Annotated in this window: 23 protein-coding genes; 15 read left to right on the forward strand and 8 right to left on the reverse strand. The window is 67.0% G+C overall.

The window, feature by feature from the left end; genetic code table 11:
• The first annotated feature begins 54 nt into the window (after positions 1-54).
• Complete coding sequence (gene ftsY, locus NS334_RS14900) at positions 55-987, forward strand: signal recognition particle-docking protein FtsY (RefSeq protein WP_058756748.1); 933 nt, start codon at positions 55-57, stop codon at positions 985-987.
• Entirely contained in the window at positions 984-1,688 is a 705-nt protein-coding gene (locus tag NS334_RS14905; protein ID WP_058756749.1) for an inner membrane-spanning protein YciB, read from the forward strand. The genes ftsY and NS334_RS14905 overlap by 4 nt, the downstream gene beginning before the upstream one ends.
• A 33-nt stretch (positions 1,689-1,721) precedes the next feature.
• Here NS334_RS14905 and NS334_RS14910 read toward each other — a convergent pair whose 3' ends face one another.
• Both NS334_RS14910 and NS334_RS14915 read right to left on the reverse strand, forming a co-directional pair.
• Entirely contained in the window at positions 1,722-2,342 is a 621-nt protein-coding gene (locus NS334_RS14910) for a PEPxxWA-CTERM sorting domain-containing protein (RefSeq protein ID WP_241491977.1), read from the reverse strand.
• A 17-nt stretch (positions 2,343-2,359) separates the two neighbouring features.
• A complete protein-coding gene (locus NS334_RS14915) occupies positions 2,360-2,998 on the reverse strand; it encodes a hypothetical protein (RefSeq protein ID WP_058756751.1) in 639 nt (212 codons plus the stop codon).
• 250 nt (positions 2,999-3,248) lie between these two features.
• Here NS334_RS14915 and NS334_RS14920 point away from each other — a divergent pair, with 250 nt between their 5' ends.
• The gene (locus NS334_RS14920; protein WP_058756752.1) at positions 3,249-4,640 is read left to right on the forward strand and encodes a family 43 glycosylhydrolase; all 1,392 of its coding nucleotides are present in this window, start codon (positions 3,249-3,251) and stop codon (positions 4,638-4,640) included.
• A gap of 113 nt (positions 4,641-4,753) precedes the next feature.
• On the opposite strand, the gene NS334_RS14925 is transcribed toward NS334_RS14920, so the two are convergent.
• Together NS334_RS14925 and pspF are read right to left on the reverse strand one after the other, a co-directional pair.
• Entirely contained in the window at positions 4,754-5,365 is a 612-nt protein-coding gene (locus tag NS334_RS14925; protein ID WP_058756753.1) for a superoxide dismutase, read from the reverse strand.
• 61 nt (positions 5,366-5,426) lie between these two features.
• Positions 5,427-6,470: a phage shock protein operon transcriptional activator gene (gene pspF / locus NS334_RS14930; protein ID WP_058756754.1), complete on the reverse strand. Its 1,044-nt coding sequence runs from the start codon at positions 6,468-6,470 to the stop codon at positions 5,427-5,429.
• Between the two features lie 156 nt (positions 6,471-6,626).
• Between pspF and NS334_RS18720 the strand changes: the two genes are divergently transcribed.
• From NS334_RS18720 to NS334_RS14970, 9 genes are all read left to right on the forward strand, one after another.
• Positions 6,627-6,770 carry a hypothetical protein gene (locus NS334_RS18720; protein WP_193753119.1) on the forward strand — a complete coding sequence of 48 codons (144 nt, stop codon included), beginning with the start codon at positions 6,627-6,629 and terminating at the stop codon, positions 6,768-6,770.
• 87 nt (positions 6,771-6,857) lie between these two features.
• Positions 6,858-7,520 carry a phage shock protein PspA gene (gene pspA / locus NS334_RS14935; protein ID WP_058756755.1) on the forward strand — a complete coding sequence of 221 codons (663 nt, stop codon included), beginning with the start codon at positions 6,858-6,860 and terminating at the stop codon, positions 7,518-7,520.
• Position 7,521: 1 nt separating this feature from the next.
• The gene (gene pspB, locus NS334_RS14940) at positions 7,522-7,809 is read left to right on the forward strand and encodes an envelope stress response membrane protein PspB (RefSeq protein ID WP_058756756.1); all 288 of its coding nucleotides are present in this window, start codon (positions 7,522-7,524) and stop codon (positions 7,807-7,809) included.
• Positions 7,809-8,189 (forward strand): envelope stress response membrane protein PspC, encoded by a 381-nt coding sequence (pspC, locus tag NS334_RS14945; protein WP_058756757.1) that lies wholly within the window; start codon positions 7,809-7,811, stop codon positions 8,187-8,189. The genes pspB and pspC overlap by 1 nt, the downstream gene beginning before the upstream one ends.
• A gap of 70 nt (positions 8,190-8,259) precedes the next feature.
• A complete protein-coding gene (locus NS334_RS14950; RefSeq protein WP_241491978.1) occupies positions 8,260-8,508 on the forward strand; it encodes a hypothetical protein in 249 nt (82 codons plus the stop codon).
• A gap of 11 nt (positions 8,509-8,519) precedes the next feature.
• Positions 8,520-8,801, forward strand: a complete 282-nt coding sequence (locus tag NS334_RS14955) for a hypothetical protein (protein WP_058756759.1) — start codon at positions 8,520-8,522, stop codon at positions 8,799-8,801.
• Positions 8,802-8,829: 28 nt separating this feature from the next.
• A complete protein-coding gene (locus NS334_RS14960; protein ID WP_153002765.1) occupies positions 8,830-9,075 on the forward strand; it encodes a hypothetical protein in 246 nt (81 codons plus the stop codon).
• Between the two features lie 29 nt (positions 9,076-9,104).
• Positions 9,105-9,338 carry a hypothetical protein gene (locus tag NS334_RS14965; protein ID WP_058756761.1) on the forward strand — a complete coding sequence of 78 codons (234 nt, stop codon included), beginning with the start codon at positions 9,105-9,107 and terminating at the stop codon, positions 9,336-9,338.
• A 40-nt stretch (positions 9,339-9,378) separates the two neighbouring features.
• Positions 9,379-9,798 (forward strand): SufE family protein, encoded by a 420-nt coding sequence (locus tag NS334_RS14970; protein ID WP_058756765.1) that lies wholly within the window; start codon positions 9,379-9,381, stop codon positions 9,796-9,798.
• 158 nt (positions 9,799-9,956) lie between these two features.
• On the opposite strand, the gene NS334_RS14975 is transcribed toward NS334_RS14970, so the two are convergent.
• The 3 genes from NS334_RS14975 to NS334_RS14985 all read right to left on the reverse strand — a co-directional run bounded on the left by NS334_RS14975 (position 9,957) and on the right by NS334_RS14985 (position 12,449).
• The gene (locus NS334_RS14975) at positions 9,957-11,264 is read right to left on the reverse strand and encodes a sensor histidine kinase (protein WP_058756766.1); all 1,308 of its coding nucleotides are present in this window, start codon (positions 11,262-11,264) and stop codon (positions 9,957-9,959) included.
• A 58-nt stretch (positions 11,265-11,322) separates the two neighbouring features.
• Entirely contained in the window at positions 11,323-11,988 is a 666-nt protein-coding gene (locus tag NS334_RS14980) for a response regulator transcription factor (protein WP_028966034.1), read from the reverse strand.
• 164 nt (positions 11,989-12,152) lie between these two features.
• Entirely contained in the window at positions 12,153-12,449 is a 297-nt protein-coding gene (locus tag NS334_RS14985; protein WP_241491979.1) for a hypothetical protein, read from the reverse strand.
• A 102-nt stretch (positions 12,450-12,551) separates the two neighbouring features.
• Between NS334_RS14985 and NS334_RS14990 the strand changes: the two genes are divergently transcribed.
• Positions 12,552-14,336, forward strand: a complete 1,785-nt coding sequence (locus NS334_RS14990; protein ID WP_058756763.1) for an ABC-F family ATP-binding cassette domain-containing protein — start codon at positions 12,552-12,554, stop codon at positions 14,334-14,336.
• A 79-nt stretch (positions 14,337-14,415) separates the two neighbouring features.
• Positions 14,416-15,852 (forward strand): globin-coupled sensor protein, encoded by a 1,437-nt coding sequence (locus tag NS334_RS14995; RefSeq protein ID WP_058756764.1) that lies wholly within the window; start codon positions 14,416-14,418, stop codon positions 15,850-15,852.
• Positions 15,853-15,855: 3 nt separating this feature from the next.
• Here NS334_RS14995 and NS334_RS15000 read toward each other — a convergent pair whose 3' ends face one another.
• The gene (locus tag NS334_RS15000; RefSeq protein ID WP_058756767.1) at positions 15,856-16,677 is read right to left on the reverse strand and encodes an ATP-binding protein; all 822 of its coding nucleotides are present in this window, start codon (positions 16,675-16,677) and stop codon (positions 15,856-15,858) included.
• A 130-nt stretch (positions 16,678-16,807) separates the two neighbouring features.
• On the opposite strand from NS334_RS15000, the gene NS334_RS15005 reads away from it, so the two are divergent.
• A partial coding sequence (locus NS334_RS15005; RefSeq protein WP_083500519.1) for a mannose-1-phosphate guanylyltransferase occupies positions 16,808-17,686 on the forward strand: 879 nt, incomplete at its 3' end.

Genomic DNA, 17,686 nt, shown 5'->3' on the forward strand with positions numbered 1-17,686 from the left:
CGTCGCGGTGACCGTCACCGCCGCCGCCGCCGACCATCTGACCGGAATCATCGCATGAGCACGAGCTGGCACGACAAGCTGCTGGGCGGTTTCCGCCGCACCTCCGACCGGCTGGTCGGCAATCTCGCCGGGCTCGGCGGCGCGCGGCTGGACGACGACACGCTCGACAGCGTCGAGGAAGCGCTGATCGCCTCGGACCTCGGCCCGCAGACCGCCGCCAAGGTCCGCGAGCGGCTGGCCGAGGGTACGTTCGAGCGCAACATGGAGGAGCTCGGCATCCGCCTCGTCGTCGCCGAGGAGGTCGAGAAGGTGCTGCGCGAGGTGGCCAAGCCGATCGGCATCGACGCCTTCCCGCGCCCGCAGGTGATCCTCGTCATCGGCGTCAACGGCTCTGGCAAGACGACGACCATCGCCAAGCTGGCGCATCTGTTCCTCGAACAGGATTATGCCGTGATGCTCGCGGCGGGCGACACGTTCCGCGCCGCCGCGATCGGTCAGCTGAAAACCTGGGCGGAGCGGATCGGCGTGCCCATCGTCACCGGGCCCGAGGGTGGCGACGCCGCCGGGATCGTCTGGGATGCGGTCAAGCAGGCGACCGCGATCGGCACCGACGTGCTGATCGTCGACACCGCCGGCCGGCTCCAGAACAAGCGCGAACTGATGGACGAGCTCGCCAAGATCCGCCGCGTGCTCGGCCGCCTCAACCCCGCCGCGCCGCATGACGTGCTGCTCGTCCTCGATGCCACCACCGGCCAGAACGCGCTCAGCCAGATCGAGGTGTTCAAGGAGGTCGCGGGCGTTACCGGGCTGGTCATGACCAAGCTGGACGGCACCGCGCGCGGCGGCGTGCTGGTGGCGGCGGCCGAACGCTACGGCCTGCCGATCCATGCGATCGGCGTCGGCGAACAGATGGACGACCTGCGCCCGTTCGACCCCGCCGAGGTCAGCCGGATCATCGCCGGAGTCGACGAAGGGAAGCGCCGGTGAGCGAGACGAAGACCGACAATCACGGCGGCGTCCGCGCGCTGGTCGACTACGGCCCGCTGGCGCTGTTCTTCGTCGCCAACTTCCTGGTTCCGGCCGAGGTCGCGCGGCGTGTCGTGGCGAACTTCACGCCGATGCTCTCGACGCTGAAGCAGGTCGAGGCGCTGCTGCTCGCGCGCGTCATCCTGGCGACGGCGGTCTTCGTGATCGCCAGCGTCGTGGCGCTGGTCATCGCCCGGGTGAAGCTCGGCCGCATCCCGGTCATGCTGCTGATCTCGGCCGGGCTGGTGATCGTGTTCGGCGGACTGACGATGTATTTCCGCGACCCGCGCTTCATCCAGATGAAGCCGACGATCGTCTATGCGCTGCTCGCCGCCGTGCTGGGCTTCGGCGCGGCGACCGGCCGGCCACTGCTCCAGCAGTTGATGGGCAGCAGCTATCCCGGCCTGCGCGAGAGCGGGTGGCGGCGGCTGACGCTCAACTGGGTATGGTTCTTCGCCATCATGGCGGTGCTGAACGAAGCCGTCTGGCGCGGCGCCGCCGTCGCGCTCGGCGCGCAGCGCGGCTGGGACATGTGGGCGATCTACAAGGTGTGGATCGTGATACCCGCGACCTTGCTGTTCGCGATCGCCAACGTCCCGATGCTGATGCGCCACGGCCTGACGCTGGGCGACGAAACGCCGCCGGTGCCGCCGGAGGGGTGATCGTCACCCGCCCGGCGACGCCGGATGGCGGCCTCAGGCGGGGACAGCGACCGCGCGACGACGGCGGATCGCCGCCCCCGCCATCGCGAAACCCAGCACCATCATCGCCCAGGTCGCGGGCTCCGGCACAGCGGCGATGCCCAGCGAATCGACCGCGAAATTGGTGCCCGACATGTCGAAGAACTGGTCGGTGCCGCCCTCCGCGGTGAACGTCACCCGCGAGATGCCACCCCATTTGAAGACCTGCTGGCTCGGCCCCTTCGTGTCGACGGTGAACGAGCGCTCGTGGACCAGCGTGTCGCCGTCGAAGCCGCGCGCGGTGATCGTCAGCCCGTCGTTGAAGGCGGCCGTGAACCAGCCGCTGTCGAAGACATAGGCGCCCAGCCCGGTAATCGAGGCCGGCAGGTCGTAGCCGCTATAGGCGATGCGGGTGCCCGACACGATCGCCTTCTGATAACCGCTGGTCGGCGCATCGTCGGGGTTGAGCACATAGACGTTCTCCCACCCGAGCCCGGCATAGCCGTTCACGATCAGGTCGCCCGACCCGCTCAGGTCGTCGAAATCGATGATCGCCGCCGCGGCGGGGCTCGCCCCCGCCAGTGCCATGGCTGTGAGGATCGCGGCCGACACGCGGCCCTTGATGTTCGTGCTCAACGCTCTCTCTCCCGTTGTCATTGCCGCGCCGTGGTGACGCGACTTCCCATTTTATCGTTCAGGTACAGGACGTAGCCCACACCGCCGTCCGATGTGGGCGCGATCGTCGCCGGTCCCGGCATGTAACCGCGCATCATCATCGCGCGCAGCAGCACCGGGTCGCGCAACGCCGCCTCGACCTCCTCCCGCGTGCGTCCAGCCGCCGCCACGCCGGTGACCTCGCACGTCGTGTCGACGCACAGGACGCGCGGCGCCTCCGTCCCGGCCGCCAGCAGCGGCACCTGCATCAGGGCCGTGCGCATTGCCCCCTCGGTGGGACCGGCGGTGGCGGCATCGCGATCCTGCCGCGCCATCGCGCCGTCCAATACCTTCGCGTCCGGTCCTTTCCGGTCGGCGACCGCGGCAAGCACCGACGTGTCGCGCCGCGCCGCCACCACCGGATCGGCGGCGATCGGCGTGGCCGAAGCCACGGGTGCGGGCGTGACTACGACGCGGGCGACCGCCGGATGAGCTTCGGTGGCGGAACGGCCCGCCACGATCGCCACGCCGCCGCCCGGATGGCCGCCCGGGCCAGTCGCAGCGTGCCACCACCAGGCCGCGCCCCCGACCAGCACCAGCGCCGTCAGACCTCCCACGCGCCGCGACGCCCGATCCATGTCACTCTCCCACAGTGCCATTCCGCACCTTTATGTACGACATATACGCTGACGACTGCTGTCGTCCATCCCGTCGCGCAACCAAAACTGCATTATAGCGCTAACATGGGACATGGCCTCAACTTGGTATGCAAACGGTGTTACTCATCACGTCGCTGACAAACTCTCGAATTAACCGTCTTCACCTTACCTCCAATATGTCTTACATATGATTCGCCGACGTAGATCGGTGGTAGATATGGAGCGGGAGATGAGAGGGTCGATATGGGCGGCCGCGATGTTGGGCGCCGCGACGATGGCGGCACCGGCATGGGCGGGACCGGCAACGGTCAACAATGGATCGCAATTCACGACGACCACCGGCGGGCAGATCGATGCGCATGGCGGCGGCGTCATCAAGGTCGGCAACTATTACTATTTTCTCGGCGAAAACCGGAACCCGGACTATTCCTTCCGCGCCGTATCGATGTACCGCTCGACGGACCTGAAAACCTGGGAATTTCGCAACGACATCCTGAAGCAAAGTTCCGCCGAGGAGCTCAACTTCGTCAACATCGAGCGACCCAAGGTTCTCTACAACGCGAAGACCAAGAAATTCGTGCTCTGGGCGCACAAGGAAAATGGCCGCGACTATGTCGAGGCGCGCGTGGCGGTCGCCACGTCCGATACGGTCGACGGAAACTACACCTATCTCGGCAGCTTCAACCCGCTCGGTTACGAATCGCGCGACATGACGGTGTTTCAGGACACCGACGGATCGGCGTATCTGATCTCTGCCGCCGCGGTGAACTACGATCTGAACATCTACAAGCTGAGCGACGATTACACCAAGATCGACAAGCTCGTCACGGTATTGCAGGGTCACCACCGCGAAGCGCCGGCGATCGTCAAGCGCGGGGGCACCTATTTCCTGCTGACGTCGGGCGCCAGCGGCTGGAACCCCAATACCGCCGCCTATTTCACCGCCGCCAGTCTCGCTGGTCCGTGGAGCGGGCCGCACTGGTTCGGCCACAACTACACCTATAACTCGCAATCGACCTTCATCCTGCCGGTACAGGGATCGATGGGCACGTCCTACCTGTACATGGGCGATCGCTGGGGGCCGGCGAGCGGGCAGATCGTCAACGATTCAACCTATGTCTGGCTGCCGTTGCGCTTCCCGACGCCGACATCGCTCGACATGCCGTTCGCGTCGCAGATCACGATCGACGCCGCTCGCGGCACGATCGCTCTCGGTTCGCCCGAAACCCAGCTGGTCCGTGCCAAGGTGGCGCACAGCAACCTCTGCCTCAACATCAACGGTTACGGCGAGACCTATGGCGCCAAGGCGATCCAGTGGACGTGCAACCGCGAGGGCAATGAAATGATCGAGCGGCGGAAAGTGGGCAATTATACGCAGCTGGTATTCCAGCACAGCGGGCTGTGCCTCGCCCAGGACAACGACAACGCCTATGGCACGCTGACCGTGCAGACCTCGTGCTCGATCGGTCCGCGATCGCAATGGACGATCAGTGGCGACCGGATCGTCAACCGCCAGTCGGGATCGTGCCTGGCGGTCGGCGCGGCGTCGCAGGATCTGGCGAAGGACGTGATCGTCTGGCCTTGCACCGGTGATGCCGAACAGAAGTGGACGTTCGAATAACCCACCGATGCTCCAGCCTGCTCGGTCGGGATGCATCACGCCTGATCGTCGCACGCACAAAAAACGGCCCGGGGGATCCCCGGGCCGTTCTTCGTCAGCAGCGCTGCGCCGGGTCAGCCGACAGCGGCCTCGTACCGCTTGCCCGCCTCGTCCCAGTTCACGATATCCCACCACGCCTTCAGATAGCCGGGGCGATCGTTCATGTAGGTCAGGTAGTAAGCGTGCTCCCACACGTCATTGCCCAGAATCGGCGTGCCCTTCTCCTTGGCATCGTCCATCAGCGGGTTGTCCTGGTTCGGCGTCGACGTGACCTTCAGCGCGCCCGATGCGTCCGCGATCACCCATGCCCAGCCCGAGCCGAACTGGCCCGCGCCCTTACCGTTGAAATCCTCCTTCAGCTTGTCGAGCCCGCCATAGGCGTCGATCGCCTCGGCCAGCTTGCCCGACGGCTGGGTCGATCCCTTCGGCCCCATGATCTTCCAGAAGAAATCGTGGTTCCAATACCCGCCGCCATTGTTGCGGATCAGCGGCGGCAGCGACGACACACGCGCCAGGATATCCTCGATCGACAGTCCCTCCAGCGACGGATCGGCGGCCACGCCCTCGTTCAGCTTGTTGGTATAGGCGGCGTGGTGCTTGTCGTGGTGGAACGTCATCGTCTCCTTGGAGATCACCGGCTCCAGCGCGTCATAGGCGTAGGGCAGCGGCGGCAGTTCGAAAGCCATAAATCCTCCTCAAGGTTCGCGTCGGCAACGCGATGCGTCCCAAATGGCTCCCGGACGCTCGTTACGCAACCGCTCCGATCAGATCATGGCGGCGCAGCGCATGGCGCAACTGGTCGTAGCTCAGCCCCAGCGCCTCGGCGGTCGCGCGCTGGTTGAAGCGATGCTCGGCCAGCGATTTGGTCAGCAGGTCACGCTCGAACAACGCGACGCGGCTCTTGAAGTCGGACGGCCCGACCTCGCACGCCGCCACTTCGTCATCCTCATCGGCCGACACGGCGAGCGGGGCCGAAGCAGGTGCCGGCTCCGGCCGCTTCCCGTTCGCGCCCGATGGGCGATAGGGCGAGGCGAACGGATCGAATTCGATCGACCCGATCGCGCCCGGCCGCTCCCAGCGATAGACCGCGCGCTCGACGACGTTGCGCAACTCGCGAACATTGCCGGGCCAGCGATAGTCGCGCATCTCCTGCTCAATCTCGGGCGTGAAGCCCGGCCACTCGTCGCGCCCCAGTTCCGATGACATCCGCCGCCCGAAAAAGTCCGCCAGCACCGGAATGTCGCTCTTGCGCGCACGCAGCGGCGGCAGTGTCACCACCTCGAAACACAGCCGATCGAGCAGATCGGCACGAAAGGTGTTCGCCTCCACCCGGTCGGGCAGATGCTCGTTGGTCGCCGCGACGATCCGCACGTCGACCCGCAACGGGCGCGATGCGCCGATGCGCGTCACCTCGCCATATTCGACCGCGCGCAGCAGCCGCTCCTGCGCGCCCATCGACAGCGTGCCGAGTTCATCGAGGAACAGCGTCCCACCGTCCGCCTCTTCGAACCGCCCCGCGCGCGCCTTCGACGCGCCGGTGAAGGCTCCCGCCTCATGCCCGAACAATTCCGCCTCGATCAGCGTCTCGGGCAGCGCGGCGCAGTTCATCGTCACCAGCGGCTGGTCCCAGCGCGGGCTGAGGTGGTGAAGCCGTTCGGCCACCAGTTCCTTTCCGGTCCCGCGCTCGCCGATCACCAGCACCGGACGGTCGAGCGCGGCGGCGCGGCTCGCCCGCTCCAGCGCGTCGAGGAAGACGCCCGATTGCCCGATCACCTGCGTACTGCGCTTCATACGCCAAGGATTGGCGCATTTCACCAGACGATGGCAACAACGAGTTTTTCCTGTTCGGGCTCAACACTCTGAAAAGCGCGCATTTCTGCGATTTTTTTTGATTTGGCACGCCTCCTGCAAAGCTTCGGGCAACAACGCTTTCAGGGAGTTTCGACCATGACCAACACCACCACTTTCGGCAGCAAGCTCGCCGCTCTCGCCCTCACCGTCATCGTCAGCGCCACCATGGTGCTGAGCGCCGTCGGCCCGGCGACGCCGCTGGGCCATGCACCGATCACTTCCGCCCGCGCCCTGGCATGAGCGGCGGACGGGGTACGGGCGTAAGACCCTCCCCGTGCCCCGTCCGATCCGCTAACATGGCGTGAATACCCAAGGAGTCCGTATCGAATGGGCATTTTCTCCCGCACTCGCGACATCGTCGCCGCCAACATGGCCGAGTTGCTCGACCGTGCGGACGATCCCGCCAAGATGGTCCGCGTGATCATCGCGGAGATGGAGGATACGCTGGTCGAGGTTCGCGCCTCCGCCGCCCGCACCATCGCCGACCAGAAGGAGATGCGCCGGCATATCGCCAAGCTCGCCGAGCTGGAGGCGAGCTGGACCGAAAAGGCCGAACTGGCGCTGTCGAAGGATCGCGAGGATCTGGCCAAGGCCGCACTCGTCGAACGCCGCAAGGCCGCGGAGATGGGCGCGCAACTGAGCGAGGAGGTCGCCGGGCTGGATGCCGCGCTCCGTTCCTCGGAAGAGGATATCGCCAAGCTGCAAAGCAAGCTGCGCGAGGCACGGGCCAAGCAGAACGCGATCGCGACGCGGCTGGAAAGCGCCAACACCAAGGCGCGGCTGCGCGAGATGTGGAACGGTCCCAAGACGCACGAGGCGTTCAGCCGCTTCGAGATCATGGAGCGCCGCGCCGACGAGGCGGAGGGCCGCGCCGAGGCGATGGGCCTGACGCCCCGCACGCTGGAAGACGAATTCAACGAGTTGCGGTCGAGCGACAAGATCGACGCCGAACTCGAAGCGCTCAAGAAGCGCATGAACAAGGAGGGTTGAGATGGAGTTCTTCATGCCTGTGCTGGTCGTCGGCATCCTGTTTCTGGGATTGCCGTGGCTGGTTTTCCACTACGTCACGAAATGGAAGACCGCCCCGCGCATGACGGGCGAGGACGAACAGCTTCTCGACGAGATGTACAATCTTGCCCGCCGTCTTGAGGATCGCGTCACGACCGTCGAACGGATCGTCGCCGCCGACAACCCCGATTTCCGCACCGGCCTCGGCGACTATCGCCAGCAACCGGACTACCGCCTCGAAGGGCAACGCCCGCTTGATCGGAGGAACTGATGTCCGACAGCCGCACCAAATTCTACCTCGACAAGCAGGATGCCAAGTGGAAGGGCGTCTGCGCCGGGGTGGCCGATTATACCGGCATCGAGGTCATGTGGGTCCGCATCGCGATGATCCTGCTGACGCTGGCCGGTGGCTTTCCGTGGACGCTGGTCGCCTATGTCCTGATCGCCTGGATGGCCGAAACCAAACCGGCCAATCTGTATCAGGACCGTGAAGACCAGAAATTCTGGCAGGGCGTCCGCGCCAATCCGACCCGCTCGACCGCCGAGGTCCGCGCCAAGTTCCGCGAACTGGATCGCCGCCTCGCCGATATCGAGCTGCACTACACCAGCCGCAACTCGTCGCTGGCCAAGGAAATCGAGAGCCTGCGCTAGGACGGGCCGCACCGGGGAGTTTCGAGCAATGCACGGACCGAATTTCGTCCTCGCGATCATTGCGATCACCATGACCGCCTGGGTTCTCAACAACCTGATCCGCGCGCGGCACGGTTATTCGATCAGCGACGACTGGGGCCGCAACATCGACCGCAGCAACCCGGAGGCCGAGCGCCACCTGCGGCTGCTGACCAGCGAGAACGAACGCCTCGCCGGTCAGGTCGGACGGCTGGAAGAGCGGATCGCCGTGCTCGAACGCATCGCCACCGACCCGGCCACCCGCACCGCGCGCGAAATCGACGCGCTCCGCGATCGCTGAGGGAGGAGACCATGAACAACACCGTCCTGATGATCGTCTTTATCGTGGTCGGACTGCCGGTCATCCTCGGCATCGGCAGCGACTCCTTGCGGCGCTGGCTTAAGCACAAGGAGAAGATGGCCGAAGTCCTGAGCGCCGCGACCGCCGAGAAGGCCGCACAATATGCGGCGCAGACCGAGCGGCTTGAGGAGCGGGTCCGCGTGCTGGAACGGATCGTCACCGACAAAGGCGTAGCGCTGGCCGACGAGATCGAGGGCCTGCGCGTCCTCCCCGACGCCCGCCCGCTCAACTAGAACAACAGAATAACAGGGAGATACTATCGTGCCGTGGTCCGTAGCAGTGATGGTGATGGTCATCGTGATGGTCGTCACGATCGGCAAGGTCAGCCGCGAGAAGTGGCGCGCGATGGCCGTGCAGCAGTCGCTGCCGCCGCAGGGGCCGTCCGCCCCCGCCACCGACGAGATCCGCCAGCTCAAGGAACGCATCGCCGTTCTGGAGCACATCATCACCGACCAACACGGCCGCGCCGATCTGGACCGCCAGATCGAAGCCTTGCGCGACCGCTGATCGCCAACCGCCTGCTGGAGAAGGCAGCCATGTCCGATCCCCAAGTCTATCTTACCCTCGCCGCCGCCGCGCTCGCCGGTCTCGCGATGCTGGTCTATGCCGGTCTGAACGGCTGGCGCGGCTGGTTGCAGCTCAAGAGCCAGCAACTGCGCCTCGCCAGCGACGTCGCCCCCGCGCCCCATGCCGGCGCGCGGATCGAGATCGCCGACTTGAAGGAGCGTATCCGCAAGCTCGAGGCGATCGCGGCGGGCGTCGACCTGTGAACGGTTGCGGGCGGCGCCCGGGCACGATAGCCCGCGCGGCATGACCGACGCCGCCCCCACGCTCGCCGATATCCGCGAGGAATATGCCTTCCTGGAGGGCGACGACCGCTACCGCCTGCTCGTCGATCTCGGTCGCGCGCTGGAGCCGATGCCCGGGGCGCTGAAGACCGATGCGACCTTGGTGCGCGGCTGTTCCGCCTCGGTCTGGGTCTATCCGGCGGTCCGCGACGACGGACGGCTCCACTTCCTCGCCGACAGCAACGCGCACATCACGAAGGGTATCATCGCGCTGGTGCTGCTGACCGTGCAGGACCGCACCGCCGCCGAAATCCTCGCGACCGACATCGAAGGCGAACTCGCCCCCTTCGACCTGAAGGCGCAGTTGAGCTCCAACCGCACGCAAGGCATCCCCAACATGATCGCGCTGATCCGCGAAACCGCCACGCGCTACGCGGCGTAGCTGGCTCCCCCCCTTACTCGCCGTCACCCCGGCGAAAGCCGGGGTCCAGTCGGGAAGGCCGCAGTCAAAGGGCGCTTCGCGGCATCACCGGCGCTCCGTAGCTGGCCCCCCGGCCTCCGCCGGGGTGACGTGAAAAAGCGGGCGTGGAAGAGACCGTATCACCCCGCCATCGGCAACCGCAACCGCACCAGCAGCCCGCCGAGATCCTCGCTCTCCTCCAGCGTCACCGTCCCGTCGTAGATTTCCGCCACGTCGCGCACGATCGCCAGCCCCAGCCCGGTCCCCGGCTTGCCGGTATCCAGCCGTACCCCGCGATCGAAGATACGGATGCGGTCCGCCTCCGGGATGCCCATGCCGTCGTCCTCGACCAAAATCTCGACGAACCCGGCCTGCGCGCCCACCGTCACGAACACGCTGCCGCCACCGTACTTGGCGGCATTTTCGACCAGATTGCCCATGATCTCGTCGAGATCCTGCCGTTCGATATGCGCGATCAGATCCTTCGGCCCGCTCATGTCGATGCGGACATGCGGATACAGCCGCTGCACCGCGCGCTCCACCGACTCGACGCTCGGCCACACCTCCGCGCGGCTGTGCGCCGAGCCGCGCCGCCCGACCGCGCGGGCGCGCGCCAGATGGTGATCGACCTGCCGCCGCATCGTGCGCGCCTCGCGGATCACGGTATCGGCCAGATCGTCCGACTGCGCGGTCGCGGCGTTCATGATGACCGTTAGCGGCGTCTTCAGCGCGTGCGCCAGATTGCCGGCGTGGCGCCGCGCCTCCTCCGCCTGCGTCTCGTTATGCGCAACCAGCGCGTTGAGTTCCTCGACCATCGGCAGCAGTTCGAGGGGCATGTCCCCCGAGATACGGTTGGAGCGCCCGGCGCGCATCTTCGCGATCTCGATGCGCAGCCGGCGCAGCGGGAGCAGGCCATAAAAGGTCTGCAGCGCCGCCAGGATCACCAGCCCCAGCCCCAGCAGCACGAAGCTGCGCACCAGCGTCCGGCGCAGCACCGCGATCTGCGCATCCAGCGCCTCGCGACTGCTCGCCACCTGAAACCGCCAGCGGACCTTGGAGCCGGGCAAGGTCACGTCCCGCTCCACCACGCGCAATTTCTCGTCGGGAAACTGGCTGCTGTCGTAGGTGTGGACGCCGCGATCCCGGTGCGGCGCGCCATACGCCAGTTCGCGGTCCCAAAGGGAGCGCGACGGGAACGTCTCCTGCCCGGGCGACGACACCTGCCAGTAGAGGCCGGAATAGGGCTCCAGAAAGCGCTGGTCCGCCGGCTCGCGATTGAACCGCACCTCGCCCACCGGATCGATCTCCGCCGACACCAGCAACGAGCGCAGCACATATTCCAGCTGGTCGTCGGCATTGCTGGTGACGGCCCCCACCAGCACGCGGTCCAGCGCGAAGCCCCCGCCCACCAGCAACGCGGAAATCCACGCGAAGGCGATCAGGATCATCCGCCGCGAGATCGATCCGCGCGCGCGTGGTTCCGGGGCGACCATGTCGGTCACGGGATCAGGCGTCCGGATCTTCCAGGCTGTAGCCCAGGCCACGGATCGTCGTGATGACATCCTGGCCCAGCTTCTTGCGGATCCGCGTCACGAACACCTCGATCGTATTTGAATCGCGATCGAAATCCTGATCGTAGATATGCTCGATCAACTCGGTGCGGCTGACCACCTTGCCCTTGTGATGCAGCAGATAGCTGAGCAGCTTGTATTCCTGCGCGGTCAGCTTCACCGGCTCGCCGGCGCGCGTGACCTTGCCCGAACGGGTGTCCAGCCGCACGTCGCCCGCGATCAGCTCGGACGAGGCATTGCCCGACGCGCGACGGATCAGCGCGCGCAGCCGCGCGATCAGTTCCTCGGTCTGGAACGGCTTGGCGACGTAATCGTCCGCGCCCGCGTCCAGCCCGGCGACCTTGTCAGACCAGCTGTCGCGTGCGGTCAGTACCAGCACCGGCGTGGTCTTGCCCTCCTTGCGCCAGCGATCGAGCACCGTCAGCCCGTCGATTTCGGGGAGGCCCAGGTCGAGCACGATCGCGTCATAGCTTTCGGTCGAGCCCAGGAAATGCCCCTCCTCGCCATCGGTGGCGAGATCGATCGCATAGCCGGCCCCCTCCAGCGTGGATTTGAGCTGCTGGCCCAGATTGGGCTCATCCTCGACGATCAGCACGCGCATCGGTGGTGGGGCTCCCTGCTACAAAAACGAACGGCCAGCCTTCGCGCTAGCACGAAAGCCGGCCGTTATGGAATGACGGCTGTCGCCGCGCTGAACGTCACACGGTGGCGAAACGATCCGCGCTCCGGCGGCTGCGGCGCAGCGCCGCGCCGTCCCGATCCGGGTCAGCGCCCGGTGCGCCCCAGCACCTGTCCCGTGCGCCCGTCGACATCCACCCAGATCACCGCGCCATCGCGCAGGAACTTGAGCGTGTAGATGCCGCTGGGCATCTCCAGGTCGAAACCGATATATTGCGCGTCGCGCATCGTCGGCACCACCCGCCGCTCGATCTCGGGGAGCGGCAACAGCCGGCCCTGCCGCCGCGCCTGCAACGCCACGGCGCCGTCATGCACCTGATCGGGCATGGCCGCCGCCGCCACGGACGTGGCGATTCCGGACAGGAGGAACAGGGACGCGATCATTTTCACGACTGCTGACATAGTGATGGCGGATTGAACAGCCTGTGAATGGGTCGGACAACGCGCAACTTGCCCGCGGCGCCCCGGTTCCCTAGGTCGCACGTCATGGCCGCACCTGTATTGTCGTATGAAGACCTCGGACTCGTTCAGGGTGCGGGGTGGCTGTTCCGCCACCTCGACCTGTTCGTCGGCGAACGCGATCGCCTCGCGCTGATCGGGCGCAACGGCGCGGGCAAGTCGACCCTGCTGAAGCTGATCGCCGGCGCGATCGACTGCGACGAAGGGCGGCGCACGATCGTACCCGGCACGCGCGTGGTGATGCTGGAACAGGATCCCGATGTCGCCGGCTTCGCGACTCTTCAGGATTACGTGCTGTCGGGCGACGGCGCGCCGGAGAAATATCAGGCGGAGGCGATCGCCGACCAGCTCGGCATCGATCTGTCGCGGGAGGCATCCTCGGCCTCCGGGGGCGAACGGCGCCGTGCCGCGATCGTCCGCGCGCTGGCGATGGAGCCGGACGTGCTGCTGCTGGACGAGCCGACCAACCACCTCGACATCGCGGCCATCGAATGGCTGGAAGACTGGCTGAAGCGCTTCACCGGCGCGTTCGTCGTCATCAGCCACGACCGCACCTTCCTGACCCGGCTGACGAAGCAGACGCTCTGGCTGGACCGTGGCGAGCTGCGCCGCGCCGAGGTCGGCTTCGGCGGCTTCGATGCCTGGACCGAGCAGGTCTATGCCGAGGAGGAGCGCAACGCGCAGCGCCTCGACGCCAAGCTGAAGATCGAGGAGCATTGGCTGCAACGCGGCGTCACCGGTCGCCGCCGCCGCAACCAGGGCCGCCTGTCGAAGCTGAAGGAGATGCGCGCCGAACGCGCCGCGATGATGGGGCCGCAGGGCGCCGCCGCGCTGCAGATGGCCAGCGACGACAACAAGACCAAGATCGTGATCGATGCCGAACAGGTGTCGAAGGCGTTCGGCGAGCGACCGATCATCCGCGACCTGACGCTGCGCGTCGCGCGCGGCGACCGGATCGGGATCGTCGGCCGCAACGGCGCGGGCAAGACGACCCTGCTCAAGCTGCTGACCGGGGAGCTGCAACCCGACAGCGGCACGGTGAAGCGCGCGCAGACGCTGGACGGGATCGTGATCGATCAGCAGCGCAGCCTTATGGCCCCGCAGAAGACGGTGCGCGACGTGCTGGCCGATGGCGGCGAGTGGATCGACGTGCTGGGCGTGCGCAAGCATATCCACGGCTATCTGAAGGAGTTTCTGTTCGATCCGTCGCTGACCGAGGCGAAGGTCGGTACCCTGTCCGGCGGCGAGCGCTCGCGCCTGTTGCTCGCGCGCGAATTCGCGCGCGAATCGAACCTGCTGATCCTCGACGAGCCGACCAACGATCTCGATCTGGAGACGCTCGACCTCCTTCAGGAGGTGATCGCCGATTATGGCGGTACGGTGCTGATCGTCAGCCACGACCGCGACTTCCTCGATCGCACGGTCACGATCACGCTCGGTCTGGACGGATCGGGGCATGTCGATGTCGTGGCCGGCGGCTATGAGGATTGGGAGCGCAAGCGGCGCCCGCGCGTCGAGGGGGCGAAGAAGGCGGCGGCCAGGCCGACAGCGGCCCCGCCCCCGCCCGCACCGGCACGCACCAAGCTGAGCTACAAGGACCAGCGCGACTATGACCTGCTGCCCAAGCGTATCGAGGAGATCGACGCGCGCATCGCGGCGGACGAGGCGGCGCTCGCGGACCCCGCGCTCTACACTCGCGATCCGGCGCAATTCGACCGGCTGAGCAAGGGAATCGCCACGCTGCGCGAGGAGAAGGACGCCGCCGAGCTGCGCTGGCTTGAACTGGCTGAGATGGTGGAAGATTTGCGCTGATCGCCGTGCCGTGGCGGTGTCCGGTCAAATGGATGTTAACCACCGGGCGCTATGACCTCCAGTATCTGGAGGGTTTGTCATGACGGATGCTAGCAACATGGAACAGCGCCTCGCCGCATTCGGCAGCGACGGCAGCGGGTGCTCCAAGTTCCCGGCGGTGGCCAAGGCGATGCGCGCCCACGCGCCCGCCGCGCTGACCAGCCTTTACGAACATATCGCCGGGACGCCGCAGTTGAAGGCGCTGTTCGACTCGCCGGCCCGCATGACGCATGCCCGCGATCGTCAGCTCGAACATTGGGAACGGCTGTTCTCCGGCCGCCTCGACGCCTCCTATGCCGAAACCGCCAGCCATATCGGACAGGTCCATGCGCGCGTCGGGCTGGCACCGACCTGGTACATCGGCGGCTATGCCCGTATGCTCGAGCATGTCCTGCCGCGCCTGCTGGCCACGCCGTTCGGGCGTCGTCGCCGCGCCAAGGCGGCAGCGGCGCTGGTGAAGACCGCGCTCGTCGACATGGACATCGCGCTCGCCGCCTATTTCGAGGCGGAACAGGCCGGGCGTCGCGCGGTGATCGAACAATGCGGCAAGGTGTTCGAGCGGATGGCGCAGGGCGACCTGACGGCCTCGCTCGTCGGCCTGCCGGCCGAATATCAGGCGCTCGCGGACAGTTTCGAGGCGATGCGCGCGCAAATGTGCGCGACGCTGGGCATCGTCACCCGCTCGGGGGCACAGATCCGCATCGGCTCGGGCGATATCCGCCAGGCCTCCGACGACCTGTCGCAGCGCACCGAGCAGCAGGCCGCGTCGCTGGAGGAAACCGCCGCCGCGATGCACGAGATTACCGATACCGTGCGACAGACCGCCGATGGCGCCGCGCAGGCCAACCGGCTGGTCGGCGAAGCGCGCAGCGAGGCCGAGGAATCGGGCGAGATCGTCCGTCGCGCGGTGGACGCGATGGGCGGGATCGAGCGCGCGTCGTCGGAGATCAGCGAGATCATCACGGTCATCGACGGCATTTCGTTCCAGACCAACCTGCTGGCGCTGAACGCGGGCGTCGAGGCCGCGCGCGCCGGCGAGGCGGGCAAGGGCTTCGCGGTGGTCGCCAGCGAGGTGCGGGCGCTGGCGCAGCGCTCCGCCGACGCCGCCAAGGACGTGAAGACCCGCATCCTCGCCTCGTCCGACCAGGTCGGCGTCGGGGTCGAACTGGTCAATGAGGCCGGGCAGGCGCTGCAACGGATCATCACGCGCATCGGCCAGATCAGCGATCTCGTATCGCGGATCGCCGCCTCGGCCGGGCAGCAGTCGACGGGCCTGCAACAGGTCAACACCGCCGTGTCGGAAATGGACAACGTCACGCAGCGGAACGCCGCCATGGTCGAACAGGCGACCGCCGCCGCGCGCACGCTGGCCGACGAGGCAGAGATCCTGGCCCGCGAAGTGGCGCGCTTCCGGCTGGGCGACAGCGAAGCCGCCAGCGGCGCGGTCGGCCGTCTGCCGCACCGCCGCGCGGCCTGACGATCAACCGCCGGGCGCCAGGGCCTTCCCCTCGCGCCCGGCGAGTTCGACGACATATTGCCACGCCACGCGGCCGGACCGGCTGCCGCGCCGCGTCGCCCATTGCACCGCGTCGGCTGGATCGAACGCCAGCACGTAGCGGGTCGCATAGCCGCGCACGATCGCCAGATAGCCGTCCTGATCGACGACGTGAAAACCCAGGCTGAGACCGAAGCGATCGGCCAGCGCCATCTGATCGTCGACGGAATCGCGCGGATTGATCGCGCTGCTCTGTTCCGCGATGTCGCGCGTCACCAGGTGGCGGCGATTGGACGTGACGATCAGCCGCGCGTTCGCCGGGCGCGCCTCGGCGCCCCCTTCCAGCAGCGAACGCAGGATGCGCGCATCGGCGGCCGCATCGAAGCCGAGATCGTCGAGGAAGATCGCGAAGGCACGGCGCTGGAGCGCCAGCGCGTCGAACAGGCGTGGCAAGCTTTCGAGCCGATCGGCGGCGACCTCGACCAGCGCCAGCGCGCCTCCGGCCTCCTGCACCGCACCGACCGCCGCCTTGACCAGCGCCGACTTGCCCGTCCCCCGCGCGCCCCACAGCAATGCATCCTGCGCGGCATGGCCGGCGGCCAGCCGCGACAGATTGGCGAACAGCGCATCCCGCTGCGCCTCGACGCCGTGCAGCAGCGCAAGCGGCAGCGGACGAAAGTCGCGCGCCGCCACCAATGCGCCATCGCGCCACACATAGGCGGGGTGGGCCAGCGGATCGGCCGCGGCGGGCGGCGGCGGGGTCAGCCGCTCCAGCGCGGCGGCGATCCTGTCCAGGGCGTCGGTCATCGTCGTCACGGCTAATCGCCTGAACGCATTGCCGCAACGCAATATCAACCTTAAAGGGAGCTTTGCGCCATTCGGTGTGTTGTCGCGAACGGAGGCGTAACGATGCCTCCCTGGGGGAACAGGAGCGTCAATGATCGAAATCGTGCCGGTGATCCTTTCTGGCGGATCGGGTACCCGCTTGTGGCCGATGTCGCGGCCGGAAAAGCCGAAACAAATGCTGGCGCTCACCGCGCGGGAAACGATGCTGCAACTCACGGCCGCACGCGCGCATGGCGACGCCTTCGCCGCGCCGATCGTGGTCGCGAACGCCAGCCATGCCGATGAGGTCGAGACGCAGCTTGGCGCGGTCGGCGCGACGCCGCAGGCGCTGATCCTCGAACCGGCGGGGCGGAATACCGCGCCGGCGATCGCGTTGGCGGCATTGAGCGCGCGTCCCGATCAGGCGATGCTGGTGATGCCGTCCGATCACGTCATCGCCGATCGTGACGCCTTCCACGCCGCCATCCACACCGCGCTGGCGCTGGTCGAACAGGGCTGGCTGGTGACGTTCGGCATCACGCCGGACGCGCCCGAAACCGGCTATGGCTATATCAAGGTCGGTGAGGAACTGGCATCCGGCATCCACCGCGTCGCCCGCTTCGTTGAGAAGCCGAAGCGCGATGTCGCGGAGGCGATGATCGCGTCGGGCGACCATGCGTGGAACGGTGGCATCTTCCTCTTCCGTGCCGATGCGTTTCTGGCCGCGCTGGAACGGTTCGCGCCGGAGATGCTGGCGTCGGTTCGTCGCGCTTGCGAAAGCGCCCGTCGCGAGGGCGTGCGCGTCTATCCGGACGCCGAAGCGTTCGCCGCCTCGCCATCGGATTCGATCGACTATGCGGTCATGGAGAAGGCCGATCGCGTCGCCGTGGTGCCGGTCGCGATGGGCTGGAGCGACGTGGGAAGCTGGGACGCGCTCCATGCGATCAGCGACAGCGACGACATTACCGCCGTCGTCGCTGTCGCTGATCGC

The organism is Sphingomonas endophytica (genome assembly GCF_001476895.1).
In the GTDB taxonomy this organism is placed as follows: domain Bacteria; phylum Pseudomonadota; class Alphaproteobacteria; order Sphingomonadales; family Sphingomonadaceae; genus Sphingomonas; species Sphingomonas endophytica_A.